This window comes from Halomonas sp. CSM-2, from assembly GCF_002119345.1.
Taxonomy (GTDB): Bacteria; Pseudomonadota; Gammaproteobacteria; order Pseudomonadales; family Halomonadaceae; genus Vreelandella; species Vreelandella janggokensis.
The window spans coordinates 147,519-161,413 of sequence record NZ_NBYR01000003.1 but is presented as its reverse complement, the minus strand read 5'-3'; the positions used below and the strand labels follow the sequence as shown (position 1 = coordinate 161,413).

General features: G+C 57.3%; 15 protein-coding genes. 9 read left to right on the top strand and 6 right to left on the bottom strand.

Annotation, left to right across the window (positions count from 1 at the left end; all coding sequences use genetic code 11):
* Positions 1–13: 13 nt before the first annotated feature.
* The 3 genes from ugpA to B7L15_RS03610 are packed head-to-tail and all read left to right on the top strand — an operon-like array spanning position 14 to position 2,845.
* Positions 14–898, top strand: a complete 885-nt coding sequence (gene ugpA / locus B7L15_RS03620; RefSeq protein WP_085917658.1) for a sn-glycerol-3-phosphate ABC transporter permease UgpA — start codon at positions 14–16, stop codon at positions 896–898.
* Between the two features lie 38 nt (positions 899–936).
* Positions 937–1,779 carry a sn-glycerol-3-phosphate ABC transporter permease UgpE gene (gene ugpE, locus B7L15_RS03615; RefSeq protein ID WP_085917657.1) on the top strand — a complete coding sequence of 281 codons (843 nt, stop codon included), beginning with the start codon at positions 937–939 and terminating at the stop codon, positions 1,777–1,779.
* Position 1,780: 1 nt separating this feature from the next.
* The gene (locus B7L15_RS03610) at positions 1,781–2,845 is read left to right on the top strand and encodes a sn-glycerol-3-phosphate import ATP-binding protein UgpC (RefSeq protein WP_085917656.1); all 1,065 of its coding nucleotides are present in this window, start codon (positions 1,781–1,783) and stop codon (positions 2,843–2,845) included.
* Here the strand turns inward: B7L15_RS03610 and B7L15_RS03605 are convergent.
* Complete coding sequence (locus B7L15_RS03605; protein ID WP_085917655.1) at positions 2,831–3,496, bottom strand: SDR family oxidoreductase; 666 nt, start codon at positions 3,494–3,496, stop codon at positions 2,831–2,833. The genes B7L15_RS03610 and B7L15_RS03605 overlap by 15 nt on opposite strands.
* A gap of 185 nt (positions 3,497–3,681) precedes the next feature.
* Between B7L15_RS03605 and B7L15_RS03600 the strand changes: the two genes are divergently transcribed.
* From B7L15_RS03600 to B7L15_RS19300, 5 genes are all read left to right on the top strand, one after another.
* Positions 3,682–4,845: a glycosyltransferase family 4 protein gene (locus B7L15_RS03600; protein ID WP_085917654.1), complete on the top strand. Its 1,164-nt coding sequence runs from the start codon at positions 3,682–3,684 to the stop codon at positions 4,843–4,845.
* The gene (locus tag B7L15_RS03595; RefSeq protein WP_085917653.1) at positions 4,808–5,347 is read left to right on the top strand and encodes a phosphatase PAP2 family protein; all 540 of its coding nucleotides are present in this window, start codon (positions 4,808–4,810) and stop codon (positions 5,345–5,347) included. The genes B7L15_RS03600 and B7L15_RS03595 overlap by 38 nt, the downstream gene beginning before the upstream one ends.
* A 687-nt stretch (positions 5,348–6,034) precedes the next feature.
* Complete coding sequence (locus B7L15_RS03590) at positions 6,035–6,166, top strand: entericidin A/B family lipoprotein (RefSeq protein WP_085917652.1); 132 nt, start codon at positions 6,035–6,037, stop codon at positions 6,164–6,166.
* A 7-nt stretch (positions 6,167–6,173) separates the two neighbouring features.
* On the top strand, positions 6,174–6,722 hold the full coding sequence (locus B7L15_RS03585; RefSeq protein ID WP_085917651.1) for a YqiA/YcfP family alpha/beta fold hydrolase: 549 nt from the start codon (positions 6,174–6,176) through the stop codon (positions 6,720–6,722).
* Positions 6,723–6,812: 90 nt separating this feature from the next.
* Positions 6,813–6,989, top strand: a complete 177-nt coding sequence (locus tag B7L15_RS19300; RefSeq protein WP_139839340.1) for a DUF6435 family protein — start codon at positions 6,813–6,815, stop codon at positions 6,987–6,989.
* 22 nt (positions 6,990–7,011) lie between these two features.
* Here B7L15_RS19300 and ntrC read toward each other — a convergent pair whose 3' ends face one another.
* The 4 genes from ntrC to glnA form a co-directional block, all read right to left on the bottom strand.
* Entirely contained in the window at positions 7,012–8,442 is a 1,431-nt protein-coding gene (ntrC, locus tag B7L15_RS03580; protein ID WP_085917650.1) for a nitrogen regulation protein NR(I), read from the bottom strand.
* Complete coding sequence (gene glnL / locus B7L15_RS03575) at positions 8,439–9,497, bottom strand: nitrogen regulation protein NR(II) (protein ID WP_085917702.1); 1,059 nt, start codon at positions 9,495–9,497, stop codon at positions 8,439–8,441. The genes ntrC and glnL overlap by 4 nt, the downstream gene beginning before the upstream one ends.
* Positions 9,498–9,703: 206 nt before the next feature.
* On the bottom strand, positions 9,704–10,234 hold the full coding sequence (locus tag B7L15_RS03570; RefSeq protein WP_254902843.1) for a DUF4124 domain-containing protein: 531 nt from the start codon (positions 10,232–10,234) through the stop codon (positions 9,704–9,706).
* Positions 10,235–10,314: 80 nt separating this feature from the next.
* A complete protein-coding gene (gene glnA, locus B7L15_RS03565) occupies positions 10,315–11,721 on the bottom strand; it encodes a glutamate--ammonia ligase (protein ID WP_085917649.1) in 1,407 nt (468 codons plus the stop codon).
* A gap of 538 nt (positions 11,722–12,259) precedes the next feature.
* Between glnA and B7L15_RS03560 the strand changes: the two genes are divergently transcribed.
* Positions 12,260–12,832, top strand: a complete 573-nt coding sequence (locus B7L15_RS03560; RefSeq protein WP_085917648.1) for a hypothetical protein — start codon at positions 12,260–12,262, stop codon at positions 12,830–12,832.
* Here B7L15_RS03560 and B7L15_RS03555 read toward each other — a convergent pair.
* A complete protein-coding gene (locus B7L15_RS03555; RefSeq protein ID WP_085917647.1) occupies positions 12,829–13,863 on the bottom strand; it encodes an acyltransferase family protein in 1,035 nt (344 codons plus the stop codon). The two genes, B7L15_RS03560 and B7L15_RS03555, sit on opposite strands and share 4 nt — an antisense overlap.
* Positions 13,864–13,895 lie beyond the last annotated feature (32 nt).

Below are 13,895 nucleotides of genomic sequence, written 5' to 3'. Positions count from 1 at the left end.
TCAAGAGCTTGCCATGCAAACAAAACGCATGACCTTTCCAGGGCGTTGGCTGCCTTTCGCCCTGCTGGCCCCCCAGGTTATCATCACGCTGATTTTCTTTATCTGGCCGGCGGGTCAGGCCCTGTATCAATCACTCCTGCGCGAAGATGCCTTTGGGTTACGCTCGACGTTTGTGGGGCTCGAAAATTTTGCCCGCCTGTTCCGCGACGGCAGCTATCTTAATTCGCTGTCGGTGACGGTAATTTTTGCGGTGGGCACCACGCTGGTGTCGATGTCCATGGCGCTACTGCTGGCCAGCACCGTCAATCGGATGATTCGTTCGCGCAGCACCTATACCACGCTGTTGGTGTGGCCCTACGCCATTGCCCCCGCCCTGGCGGGCGTTTTGTGGTGGTTTATCTTCAACCCCTCCATAGGCATCGTGCCCTACATGCTGGAAATGGCGGGCTACAGTTGGAATAACCGCAATTCCGGCAGCGATGCCATGCTGCTGGTGATTTTAGCCGCCTCCTGGAAGCAGATCTCCTACAACTTTCTGTTTTTCCTGGCAGGCATGCAGTCCATACCGCAATCGCTGATCGAAGCAGCCGCCATTGACGGCGCCAGCCCCACCAAGCGCTTCTGGACGATTGTATTCCCACTGCTGTCGCCCACGACCTTCTTCCTGATGGTGGTCAACGTGGTGTATGCCATGTTCGACACCTTTGGGATTATCCACGCCACCACCGAAGGCGGACCGGCACAGGCCACCAACATCCTGGTGTATAAGGTGTATGCCGACGGCTTCGTGGGGCTGAACCTGGGGTCTTCGGCCGCTCAGTCGGTGATTCTGATGGTCATTGTGGTCGCGCTGACCGTGATCCAGTTCCGCTTTATCGAGCGGCGCGTTAACTACTAACGGACGGCCTGCGAATCCGGCCTTGTTGGAGCCTTGTAATGGTTGAAAACCGACCCTGGGCCAATTGCTTTGCCCATACTGTGTTGATCATCGGCGTGGCACTGGTGGTTTTCCCCGTCTATATCGCCATTGTGGCATCGACCCAGGCACCTGATGAGCTACTGCGCGGCACCCTGCCGTTGCTACCTGGCAGACATGGGATCGAAAACTATACCCAAATGTGGCAATCCGGCGTTTCGTCGACCAACTCTCCAACCGCCGCGCTGATGCTCTGGAACAGCTTTGTAATGGCCATGGCGATCACCGTGGGCAAGCTGTTTATTTCGCTGTTATCCGCCTTTGCCATCGTCTACTTTCGCTTCCGCTTCCGCATGTTTTTCTTCTGGCTGATCTTCGTCACCCTGATGCTGCCGGTGGAAGTACGCATTATCCCGACGTATCAGGTAGTGGCCGATCTCAGCATGCTCAACAGCTTTGCTGGCCTGTCGATTCCGCTGATTGCCTCGGCCACCGCAACCTTCCTGTTTCGCCAGTTCTTCATGACCGTCCCCGAAGAAATGCTCGAGGCCGCCCGGGTCGATGGCGCCGGGCCTATGAAGTTCTTCAAGGACATCCTGATGCCACTTTCGGTGACCAATATCGCTGCGCTGTTCGTGATCATGTTTATCTACGGCTGGAACCAGTACCTGTGGCCGCTGCTGATCACCACTGACCCCGACTACACCACCATCGTGATGGGCATCCAGCGCATGACCTCGGAAGAAAACCCCCAATGGCACCTGGTGATGGCAGCGGTGGTGATGGCCGCGCTGCCACCGGTACTAGTGATTCTGTTTATGCAACGCCTGTTCGTGAAAGGCCTGACCGAGACGGAGAAATAACATGGCCAGCATTACCCTGGAGGGAATAGCGAAGACCTATACCGGCGATGTCCAGGCGGTCAAGGACGTGGACCTGCAGGTCGAAGACGGCGAGTTCGTGGTGCTGGTGGGGCCTTCAGGTTGCGGAAAATCTACCCTGCTGCGCATGGTGGCAGGATTGGAAACCATCACCGACGGCACACTCAAAATCGGCGAGCGAATAGTGAACAAGCTCGAACCCGCCGAGCGGGATATTGCCATGGTGTTCCAGAACTATGCGCTTTACCCGCATATGACGGTGTACAACAACCTTGCCTATGGCCTGAAAAACCGCGGCTTCAAAAAAGATGAGATTGAACAGCGCGTTCATGCTGCCGCCAAAATGCTGGAGATCGAAGAGTTTCTGGCGCGCAAACCGCGCAAGCTCTCCGGCGGTCAGCGCCAGCGCGTCGCAATGGGCCGTGCCCTGGTTCGCGACCCGGCAGCGTTTCTATTCGATGAGCCCCTTTCCAACCTGGATGCCAAGCTGCGCGTGCAGATGCGTGTGGAAATCAAGCAGCTACAGCGGCGGTTGAAAACCACCAGCCTGTATGTGACCCACGACCAGCTGGAAGCCATGACCCTGGGTGACCGCCTGGTGGTGCTGAACGCCGGGCAGATCGAGCAGGTGGGCACGCCGATGGAGATCTACGCCCGCCCCGCCAGCATCTTTGTGGCCGGGTTTATCGGCTCCCCCGCCATGAACATGCTGCCGGTGGACTACCTGAAGGCTAAAGATGGCAACGGCCTGCTGGATAACCTGCCAGAAGGCACCGATACCGTCGGCATTCGCCCGGATGATATGCACTTAACGCCGCCCACAGCGCCTCACCTAACCATCGACTCAACGCTTGCGCTGTTTGAGGCCGCCGGAGCCGAAAGCCACCTGTATGCGAACCTTGCCGACAGTGACCAGCCCATGGTCATCCGCGTCTCCGGCCAGCCGCCAGTGGCCGAGGGCGAAACCCTTCGGTTCTACGTGCCCCGCGACGCGCTGCACCCTTTTGACAGTGCCACGGGGCAGCGCACGTCATCACCAGGGGAGTGACTCGCCGTTGCTGTGCCAAAACCCGCCGCTGTTATCGAGGGTCAATTCCTCAATCCGCGCGGCAATACCGAGCGCGGCATCCTGCGGGCTGATAAACCCGCCAAAATTCACCATGCGCGTTTGCACATAGCCGGGGTGCAGTTGGGCCACGGCAATGCCGCGGGGTTTCAAATCCATCGCCAGCGATTTGCCAAAGGCGTTGAGCGCCGCCTTGGACGCACGGTACCCATAACGGCCGCCCGAGTCGTTATCCGCGATGGAGCCCATGCGACTGGTGATATTGGCGATCTTGCTGCCTTTGCCGAGATTGGGCAGCAGGGCTTCTGCCACCCGCAGCGGCGCATAGGCATTGATTTCCATCTGCTCGCGGATACTGTCGAAATCAAGACTGCCCAGGGATTCATCGCGCAGCAACCCGGCATTGTTGATCAGCAAGTCTAGCGACTGGCCCTTCAGGGTCTCGGCAAGGCTTATGACATCATCAGGCTGAGTGACATCAGTCGACTCGATCACCTGATCCGCCACGCGGTCCAGCGCGTCGGATGACTGCCGGCAAACGCCGATAACGCGATAGCCTTCATCAAAATAGTGCTCTGCCAGCGCCAGCCCGACACCCCGGTTGGCCCCCGTGATTAACACCGTTGATTTCATCTGTAACTCCCCATTTTTGGAACATGCATCACGGCTACATCGTACATCCTTGCACAACCCTTAGGCGGGTCTCCTTTAAACGCTGACAGGCGCCTTGCTGTCATCGCTTATTCACCTGCCTGTCTTAGGCATGTCATCCCTGTCGTCCAAACTGCTCTGTAAATAGACAAGAGGGCGGATCGCACATGCGGCTTTGCATCGTCAGCGAAACATGGGCACCGGAAATCAATGGTGTCGCACACACCTTGAGTCGGCTTAGCCGCGAGCTTGACCGCCATCAGGTTCTTATTGATGTGATTCGGCCAAAGCCCCCGCTTGCCGCCAAGGCAACTCAGGCACGGGCCGAGCTACAGGTACCTCGCTTTGCCATCCCGGGCTACCGCGACGTTCAGGTAGGCTTTTGTCGCCCCGCGACTTTGCGCAAGTTCTGGAAAGAGCAGCGCCCCGATGTGGTTTACCTGGCCACCCAAGGCCCGCTGGGCTGGTCGGCACGCCTGGCAGCACGCCAGATGGGCATTCCGCTGGTGGCGGGCTGGCACACCAATTTCGACCACTACTGTGGCGATTACGGCGTTCCCTGGCTCGCCTCGGCAACCCGCCGCTATTTGCGTTATTTCCATAACGGTTGCGGGTTAACCCTGGTGCCTACCCAACTGCAGGCCAGTCAACTTCGCCAGCAAGGCATCCACGACGTCGCGGTGATGTCACGCGGCATCGATGGTGAGCGTTTTTCCCCTGCCCACCGCGACCCTGAATTACGTCGTGCCTGGGGCGTTAACGACCATCAGCCGGTGGCGCTTTATGTCGGGCGGCTCGCCGCCGAAAAAAACCTCGCGTTGCTACAGGAAACCTATCACGCCATGCGCAACGTCCGCCCGGACATGGCCCACGTTATCGTGGGTGATGGCCCCGCAAAGGCCCAGCTTGAAAGCGCGCTCCCGGATGTCCATTTTACCGGTTTTATTGATCCAGACGCGCTTGCCCGGCATTACGCAAGCGCCGACCTGTTCATCTTCCCCTCGCTTTCCGAAACCTGGGGCAACGTGGTCAGTGAGGCCATGGCCAGCGGGCTCGCCGTGGTGGCCTATCGGCACGCGGCCAGCGCCGAGCTGATCCAGAGCGGCTACAACGGCATTACCGTGCCCATCAACGACTCGGCGGCCTTTAGTCAGGCGGCGGTGACCCTCTGCCAACACCCGGCGGACTATGCCAAGTACAGTCGTCTCGCCCGGCTGAAAGCCCTTGAGCAAAGCTGGGCGGGCATTGCCCGGCAGTTTCTTGATTATCTTCAAAAGGCCCAGGAGGCTTATCATGCGACCCCGCCCCCTCGTCGTATTCGATCGTCTTGATTTGCTGGAATGGCAGTTTTGCCAGCGCGTATCGCGCCTATCGCTCTACCGGCCCTGGCGCATGACACTCCAGGCTGCCAGCCGGTTGGGTGATTGGCCGGTCTGGGTGCTACTGATCCTGGCGCAACCCTGGCTGCAGCCTGACGGCGCCTGGCGAGTGCTGCAGTACACCCTGATCGCCAGCGTCGCCATCGCCATTTACCGGCTGGTAAAAACCCGCCTGTGCAGTGAGCGGCCGTATATCACTTATCGCAGCGGTATTCAGTGCAATGCACCGGCCCGGGATCGCTATAGCTTTCCCAGCGGGCATACCATGCACGCCGTGATGTTCAGCGTGCTGGTCGCCGCCCACACGCCGTGGTTACTGCCAGTGGTCATTCCCCTGTCGGTACTGATTGCGATATCCCGGGTGGGCCTGGGCCTGCACTACACAAGCGATGTGATTGCCAGCGCCGCCATGGGCTATGGCTTTGCGCTGCTCAGCCTTTACCTGATGGGCTAGAGCGATAAGGCATCGATCAGACGCAAAAAAACCACCTCGCCGGAACAAGGTGGTAATTTCGCATCGTCGTCATTCCATGACACTGATGTTTAGCGCCTCCTTATGCTAAAACGGAGAGTGCCCATTCCTTTGAATGTTCCATTCATTATCACTCGGGCTTCCTGCCTTCCTTTTACTGCCGTGACACTCCCCTGACCCGCTTTACCTTTCTACTGCTTACCTTTCTACTGCTTACCTCTCTGCTACTTTTCCTTCCAACCTATTACCTTTTGACTGACCAGCTTCCCATTACCTTCCAACACGAGATCAACCTTTCCTACGTAACGACTTTACCTGCATAACAACGTTTCTGAACCCAATGATTTGACCTTTGTGACCGTGACTTTAATCAATGCGAATAAACAAGCTTCCTTATCATTTCGCATACACACCTAACGAAGCAGGCATCAGGCCAACTTCGCTTAAAAAAAATTAAAAAACCAATTAAAACAATATCTTAAATAAATGCCAAAGGGTTCATTTGCGGCGACGACGGCACACAAAAAATGTGGCGTAATGACACATGCGACAAAATAGCATGGTGATTAGGATAAAGAGGTACATACTGCCAGTGTCGCTAAATGGCTAACGTTTGCTAGTCTAGCTAATACCCCCTTGAAGGGGGTGACCACCTGAAAGGAAGCTTCTATGAAACGCATGACAGCTCTTGGCATTCTTAGCATCACCATCTTACTGTTAGTGAGCGGTTGCAATACCATTCGCGGGGCGGGTGAAGACATCGAGCAAGGTGGAGAAGCTATTCAACAATCAGCGAGTTAACGACATTATGCTAACGGTCTACCTATCACATGGCTTGGAAAGCGGCCCCGGCGCATTGAAAATGCAGGCGCTGAAAGGCATTGCCGAAAAGCTCGACGACTGCGAGGCCGTCGTGATGGATTATCGAGACCAACCCGACCCCCAGCAACGCCTAAAGCATCTTTTGGCGACGCTGTCGGCGCGGGGTGACAACCCTGAGTGCTGCGTCTTTGCCGGCTCAAGCCTGGGTGGCTGGCTAAGTGCAGCGGTCAGTTCACAGCAGCCCGTACTGGGCTGCTTTTTATTGGCCCCGGCCATTGGTCTACCGCATTACCCGGAAACCGCCCCCACGCTCCAAGCCAGTTGCACTCACGTGATTCACGGCTGGCAGGATGACGTGATTCCCCCTCGCCCGGTCATTGACTGGGCCGAACGGCAGCGCCTGTCGTTGCGCATGCTGGACGACGATCACCGCCTCCACGAAAGCCTTGACACCTTGCTCAGCGACTTTGACGCCTTCCTGATGCGATGCAGCGCCGTCCTGCACGCCAGTACAATCGCCTGTTCACGCCGCTAGCCGCTAAAGGTAAGGAGTAAAGGTGTCGCAGCATTAGACAAACACTCTCCAAGGGTGTACAAACAATGTACACACAGAAGGAGAGCGTCCATGTTTGGCCTTTTCAAGCGCGACCCCAAAAAGAAGCTACAGCAAGACTACGAACGCAAGCTGCAAGCCGCCATGGAGGCATCACGCAACGGTGACATGCGGGCAAATGCCACCTTGACGGAGGAAGCCGATGCGCTGCTCGCTGAAATAGAACGCCTGAAACAAGAAGGCAAGTAACGTAAGCTCATTGCGGCTTGCGCTACTCGTCCGCCGCCAGCGCAGGCAGCAGCGTTTTCAGTTTGCGGGTCAACGTATTGCGCCCCCAGCCCAGTAATTCTGCGGCCTCGCCCTTACGCCCGCCGGTGTGCTTGAGCGCGGTTTCTATCAAGATGCGTTCGAAATCCGGCACGGCCTCTTCCAGCAAATGGGTGTGGCCTTCTGCCAGGGCGTGATCCGCCCAATCGCGAAAAGCGCTCCGCCAGTCACCGTGGGCACTTGACTCAGAGGCGCTGGGTGCGCGCAATTCCGCGGGCAAATCTTCTACCAGCACTTCACGTCCCGAGGCCATCACCGTCAGCCAGCGGCAGATGTTTTCTAACTGGCGAACATTGCCCGGCCAGGGCAGGCGGGTCAGATGTGCTTCCGCTTCGGGGGTCAGCACTTTCACATCCGTGGACAGCTCTTTGGCCGCCTCGGCCAGAAAGTGACTCGTCAGCCTGGGGATATCCTCACGGCGCTCGGCCAGCTTCGGCAAGTGGATGCGAATGACGTTCAGGCGATGAAACAAGTCTTCCCGGAAGCGCCCATCGTCGACCAGTGATTCAAGGTTCTGGTGGGTGGCCGCGATAATCCGCACGTCGACTTTTGTCGGCGTATGCCCCCCCACGCGATAGAACTCGCCGTCGGCCAGTACGCGCAGCAACCGCGTCTGGGTTTCAGCCGGCATATCGCCAATTTCATCCAGAAACAGCGTGCCGCCATTGGCCTGCTCAAAGCGCCCCTGACGCTGTGAAGTGGCACCGGTAAAGGCCCCTTTCTCATGGCCGAACAGCTCGGACTCGATCAAGTCCCGCGGAATCGCCGCCATGTTCAGCGCAATGAACGGCTTGCCCTGGCGCGGGCTGTGCTGATGTAGCGCCTCGGCAACACGTTCTTTACCGGTGCCCGACTCGCCATTGATCAGCACGGTAATATGCGAATGAGACAAACGCCCGATCGCCCGGAAAACCTCCTGCATGGCAGGGGCTTCACCGATAATTTCCGCGTTGAGCCCCTCCGGCACCGTGACCGGGCGCTGACGTTCGCGCGCATGGGCAATGGCACGACGCACCAGCGCCAGCGCCTCATCCACGTCAAACGGCTTGGGTAGATATTCGAAGGCGCCGCCTTGATAAGACGCCACGGCGCTGTCCAGGTCCGAATGCGCGGTCATCACGATCACCGGCAAATCGGGGTGGGCCTCGCGTACCCGGGCCATCAGGTCCAGGCCATCAATTCCCGGCATGCGAATATCGGTAACCAGGACATCCGGCGGACTCTCGAGCAAGCGGGAAAGGGCCGTGTCGGCACGCTCGATACATTCAACCTCGAGATCGGGTTGCGCCAGCGCACGTTCAAGTACCCAGCGAATCGCACGGTCATCGTCAACAATGACGACCCGCGCAACATCATTACGGGCAGGCTCTGTCATGACGCTTCTCCGGTGACATTAATAACCAAGGGAATCAATAAACGAAATTCGGTGCGCCCTGGGCGTGAGTCGCATTCGATCAGTCCTTGATGTTGGTGCAAAATTGATTGGGCGATCGACAGTCCAAGCCCGCTGCCTTCGGCACGGCCCGAGACCATCGGATAAAACAGGGTTTCTTGCAGGGAGCCGGGAATGCCGGGGCCATTGTCGATAATGCCCACCTCGCTGACCAGGCGGTGCCGCTCGGCGCCCAACGTAAACTGGCGGCGCGCACGGGTGCGCAACGCCAGCGTCGGTGTCGGCGTCTCGGCATCGCCCATGGCCTGAACCGCATTGCGGGCCACATTCAGCACCGCCTGGATCATCTGCGCTTCATCGCCGAACAGGTCCGGCAGGCTGGGATCGTAATCCCGTTGAATATCGACCCAAGGGTGCTCAGCGATCAGCAATGAACGCACACGTTCGAGCACCTTGTGAATATTGACCGGCTCGTGTTTGACGATGTAATTGGGCCCCAGCATGGAATCCACCATGTCCCGTAGCCGGTCAACTTCTTCGACGATGATATGGGTAAATTCACGCAGCGCCGGGTTATCCAGATCGCGTTCAAGCAACTGCGCCGCGCCACGAATACCACCCAACGGGTTTTTGACTTCGTGAGCAAGGCCGCGCGCCAGCACCTTGATAGTTTCCTGGCGGGTGGTGAGCGCCTCCTCGCGGGAAATCTGCATCAGCCGGTCGCGGGGCTCGACCTCCAGCAACAGTTCCGTGTCGGACAGGGGGGTTACCGTATAGTCGACGGTGAGCGGATCGCGATTCAGCGGCGTAATGCGCGCCTCACGCTGGGTAAAGGGATGAAACGCATCGCGGGCTTTGGCCAACACCTCATCGATGCTTTCATCACCGCCCAGCATCTCGTCCAGGCTCATCCCCCGCACACGGCTGAGGCTAACGGCAAACAACGCCTCTGCGGCAGGATTCATCCAGCACACATTGAGGCGGCCGTCCAGCAGCAGCACCGCCGTGGTGAGGTGTTCAAGTAAACGCTGGTGCATGGTGATGTCTTGCAAAGTCGCCTCGTCCATTATCTTGGGTCAGCCTTCCGCTGGAAAGATGTAGAGAGAACTGCAAAAAGCGCGCCAAATGGGCCAGCGTGCTGATTTGCACGGCACTTGCGCCGTGTGGCGGTGCATGGCGAGTCGTTTTAGCGCAGGTCATCGACGCTTCCAGCGACCACATGCACCATAATGGCGCATTGACGCTATTCTGCCACCACAATCGTCACCGTGTTTGTGCGGTGCTGCCGTCGCCCATGGCTATCCAATAGCTCAGCCTGAAGCCGATGCCGACCGGTGGGCAAGTTTGCCAACCAGAACACATCGCTGTGCAGCGCCGACTGGCTAAGCTTGCCATTCACCCGCAGCTGTACCCGATGATCATCACGTAACCGGGGGCTAATACTCAGCATTACCGGCGTGTCGGCACCCACCTCGGTGCCATCGCTTGGCGAGCGAATCTGGAAGCGGTCGTAAGGCATGAAGGGCTGGCCAGGTGAGGTGGCCGGTGGCTCATCGGACCTCTCGGCGTATTCGCTTGGCAATCCAGGCAACGGCGCCAGCTCAAGCGCTTCCCCACCCTCGCTCGGGGTGTCGGAAAAGGTGACATTGCCGTGTTCATCGACCACTCGATAGACGGTTGATGATGCAGCCGTAACATCCACCCATACGGCCAGCACCAGACCAAGGCCGATGCCCCAGCCTTTGGTCAGCGCCATTAACACCTTGCGCAACATGCGTCCCCCTCAACTAAAAAACCCCGCCGTGGCGGGGTTTAGGATCATCTGCACCACATAGGTGAGATTAGCCGCTGTTGTTAGCAGCTATAATACATATCAAACTCGACCGGATGCGTGGTCATGCGGATCCGCTCCACGTCTTCCATCTTGAGTTCGATGTAGGCATCGATCATTTCGTCGGTGAACACGCCACCTTCGGTCAGGAAGGCCCGGTCGGTGTCCAGCGCTTCCAGCGCCTGATCCAGGCTGCTTGCCACGGTGGGTACCGACTTGCCTTCTTCCGGCGGCAGGTCGTACAAGTTCTTGTCCATGGCGTCGCCAGGGTGAATCTTGTTCTTGATGCCGTCGATACCGGCCATCAGCATCGCCGCAAAAGCCAGGTACGGGTTGGCCGTCGGGTCAGGGAAGCGGGTTTCAACACGCTTGCCTTTCGGGCTGGCCGTGTACGGAATACGAATGGATGCCGAACGGTTACGGGCACTGTAAGCCAGCATGACCGGTGCCTCGAAACCCGGTACCAGGCGCTTGTACGAGTTGGTAGAAGCGTTGGTGAAGGCGTTCAGGGCACGGGCGTGCTTGATGATGCCGCCAATATAGTAAAGCGCCATTTCGGAGAGACCCGCGTACTCGTCGCCTGCGAACTGGTTGGTACCGTCCTTCCAGAACGACTGGTGAACGTGCATGCCCGAACCGTTATCACCCACCAGCGGCTTCGGCATGAAGGTTGCCGTTTTGCCGTAGGCATGCGCCACGTTGTGGATCACATACTTCATTTCCTGAACTTCGTCGGCTTTCTTCACCAGCGTGTTGAACTTCACACCGATTTCGTTCTGACCAGCGTTGGAAACTTCGTGGTGGTGAACTTCTACCGACTGGCCGATCGCTTCCAGGGTGTTACACATGGCACCACGGATATCGTGGAAGCTGTCGACCGGTGGAACCGGGAAGTAGCCGCCTTTAACACGCGGACGGTGGCCCAGATTGCCACCTTCTACCTGGCTGTCCGTGGCCCATGCACCTTCTTCAGACGTGATCTTGTACATGGCGCCCTGGATGTCGGATTTCCAGTGGACTTCGTCAAAGATGAAAAACTCGGGCTCAGGACCGAAGAAAGCCGTGTCGCCAAGACCGGTTGACTGCAGGTACGCCTCGGCGCGCTTGGCAATGGAGCGTGGGTCACGGTCATAGCCCTGCATGGTGGCCGGTTCGATAATGTCACAGCGCAATACCAGCGTGGCATCTTCAGTGAACGGATCGAGATAGGCAGTGCCATCTTCGGGGCGCAGAATCATGTCGGATTCGTTGATGCCCTTCCAGCCGTTGATGGACGAACCATCAAACATCTGACCGTTTTCGAAAAACTCTTCGTCCACATCGCGGGCAGGCACGGTCACGTGCTGCTCTTTACCGCGGGTGTCGGTGAAACGCAGGTCTACCCACTTAACATCATGCTCTTCAATTAGCGCGAGAGTCTTGGCTGACATAGTGTCCTCCGGTATGAGCGTGGCTTAAAGCTAATGACAGTAAGCTACCAATAAATGTTGTTCGACATGTCGCGTGCATCATGGCACGCCTGCCTTGCTTATTCACTCAACGTTTGTCCGTTGCCATCAACAGAACGTCTAGCGATAGAAACCGGCTAATGTTGTAGCACGCCGCCAGGCGATTTGCCTATGACCTACTAGCCGCTACCGCAAATAATGCAGGTTGCGTGCCAATATTGCACCAATATGGCATAAAATAATGGCAAATAGTTGTTTTTAAATGACTTTAAAAATCACTCTGGTGCCACTTCATGTTGCATATCAGGCATAAACGTCCATTCAGAACCCAATGTCGCCAACTATTGCACCACAAATAAGCAAGAACAGACTTAATTGCACCACAGAGGTGCACTCGATATTGCAGCCAAATTCACCCGCTTAATTTACTTGCGCGCCAAACGGTAGAGACTATAGTAAACTTTTATACACAATCAGTTACAATAAGCAAAAACCAGACACATAGACCGGAGGGCAACCCATGAAGTCGGTCTGCTTTATTATCGACACCAGCGTAACGGGTGCCCAACTGCCCCGCCATTTACGCAACATTCACCTAGCAGCCGCCGACCATCCCGCTTTCACACTGCAGATAACCAGTTTGCTCCGTGACCCCCGGTTAACCCTGATGGAGCAACGCTTCGCTGCCCACTGCACCACCCTGCCGGGCACCGCGCTGGGTGCGCGGCTGAACCATGCGGCCGCCACCAGCCAGGCCGAATGGCTGGTGTTTGCCCTCCACGCCACGGCCCTGCCGGTGACCCTCTGGGTGGCAATGTTTCCCATGCTGGATAGCTACGCCGTGGATGCCGTCGTGCTCGGCCCCAGTGAGCCCACCTTTCCCGCACGCCTGTTACAACGCTTTTTAGCCTCAGCGCTTCAATCGCCGCCTTACATAGCGGTACGACGAACGTGGTTGGAGCGTCTGGGCGGCTTCGACCCCGACCTCGACCGCAGCGCCCTGCACGACTTCATGCAGCGACTGCATGCCTGCCCCACCCGCATTCATACGTTGACCAACGACAATGCCACTACCTCGCCAGGGGTCGCCTAGTGCATGGCCACATTCAGTTGTTTGCCAAACATCATCGCCCCGATTCTGGATGTATTGACCACCTTGCTTAGCAAGATACAGCCCGTCATGCTTACCAACGCAAGCATTACGGCGTAAACCACGATGGGCAGCGATAAAGGCGCGATGATCAGGTCGGTGGCGATGAAAAACATCGGATGCGCCAGATAGATGCCAAACGAATACACATTGATCTGGCGGACCCAATTCGGTGCCGTATAGCCCTTGAGCTGACGTGTGGCACAGAGCGTAAACAACACAAAGAACGGAATGACCCAGACCTCTTTTGATGTAAAGGCCGGCAGGTGGGCAAGTGTTGCCACACCAAGCCCAAGTACAAACAGGCCCAGGCAGGCCGGGTGGGCCAGATACTTCATCCACTGCGGTCGCTGGGCTTTGATGCCATCAGGGGCCAGCGGGTAGTAACGCACGAGCACCAACGCCAGGAAAAACAGGTAAAGCCAGCCCAGCGGCGCCACCCAGAGCAGATACCCCGGCGGATTGACGCCCTGCCAGTACGCCGTTCCCCAGTAGGCCATGCTGATCAGGCAAGATAGCCAGAACCACGGTAACGGGTTGACTCGCCAGAGGCGCAAGCGGGTAAACAGCCAATAACCGACATAAAACTGCATCGCAATGATCAGGAAGTAACCGTGCCAGCCGGCATAAACAAAATACTCAACGGCATTGGCCCAGAAGTTGACCGGGTCACCTTCTGCCCCCCTTTTCGCCCACTCCGCCGTTGAATAGATAAATCCATAAACGAAATACGGCAGCATGACGTATTTGACCCGCTGGCGTATGAACCCTTCAGGCACCGCTTTATCGTAGCGAACGGCAAATACGAACACCGAAATAAACAGGAAAATCGGCGTCCCCAATACCAGGGGGATACGCATGAAATCAGTGACGAGGTTGTCGACGTACTTGTTGACCTGGTCCATCAAGTGGAATAAAAAAACGGCTATACAGCCGTAAGCTCTAAGCCAAAAGATTTCTTCCACTTTCTGCATGAACCCTCCCGCCACGTTGTGTTGCGCGACGC

Coding starts and splice junctions, on each gene's coding strand:
- ugpA (WP_085917658.1), top strand. CDS start 14: ATGCAAACAAAACGCATGACCTTTCCAGGGCGTTGGCTGCCTTTCGCC.
- ugpE (WP_085917657.1), top strand. CDS start 937: ATGGTTGAAAACCGACCCTGGGCCAATTGCTTTGCCCATACTGTGTTG.
- B7L15_RS03610 (WP_085917656.1), top strand. CDS start 1,781: ATGGCCAGCATTACCCTGGAGGGAATAGCGAAGACCTATACCGGCGAT.
- B7L15_RS03605 (WP_085917655.1), bottom strand. CDS start 3,496: ATGAAATCAACGGTGTTAATCACGGGGGCCAACCGGGGTGTCGGGCTG.
- B7L15_RS03600 (WP_085917654.1), top strand. CDS start 3,682: ATGCGGCTTTGCATCGTCAGCGAAACATGGGCACCGGAAATCAATGGT.
- B7L15_RS03595 (WP_085917653.1), top strand. CDS start 4,808: ATGCGACCCCGCCCCCTCGTCGTATTCGATCGTCTTGATTTGCTGGAA.
- B7L15_RS03590 (WP_085917652.1), top strand. CDS start 6,035: ATGAAACGCATGACAGCTCTTGGCATTCTTAGCATCACCATCTTACTG.
- B7L15_RS03585 (WP_085917651.1), top strand. CDS start 6,174: ATGCTAACGGTCTACCTATCACATGGCTTGGAAAGCGGCCCCGGCGCA.
- B7L15_RS19300 (WP_139839340.1), top strand. CDS start 6,813: ATGTTTGGCCTTTTCAAGCGCGACCCCAAAAAGAAGCTACAGCAAGAC.
- ntrC (WP_085917650.1), bottom strand. CDS start 8,442: ATGACAGAGCCTGCCCGTAATGATGTTGCGCGGGTCGTCATTGTTGAC.
- glnL (WP_085917702.1), bottom strand. CDS start 9,497: ATGCACCAGCGTTTACTTGAACACCTCACCACGGCGGTGCTGCTGCTG.
- B7L15_RS03570 (WP_254902843.1), bottom strand. CDS start 10,234: ATGTTGCGCAAGGTGTTAATGGCGCTGACCAAAGGCTGGGGCATCGGC.
- glnA (WP_085917649.1), bottom strand. CDS start 11,721: ATGTCAGCCAAGACTCTCGCGCTAATTGAAGAGCATGATGTTAAGTGG.
- B7L15_RS03560 (WP_085917648.1), top strand. CDS start 12,260: ATGAAGTCGGTCTGCTTTATTATCGACACCAGCGTAACGGGTGCCCAA.
- B7L15_RS03555 (WP_085917647.1), bottom strand. CDS start 13,863: ATGCAGAAAGTGGAAGAAATCTTTTGGCTTAGAGCTTACGGCTGTATA.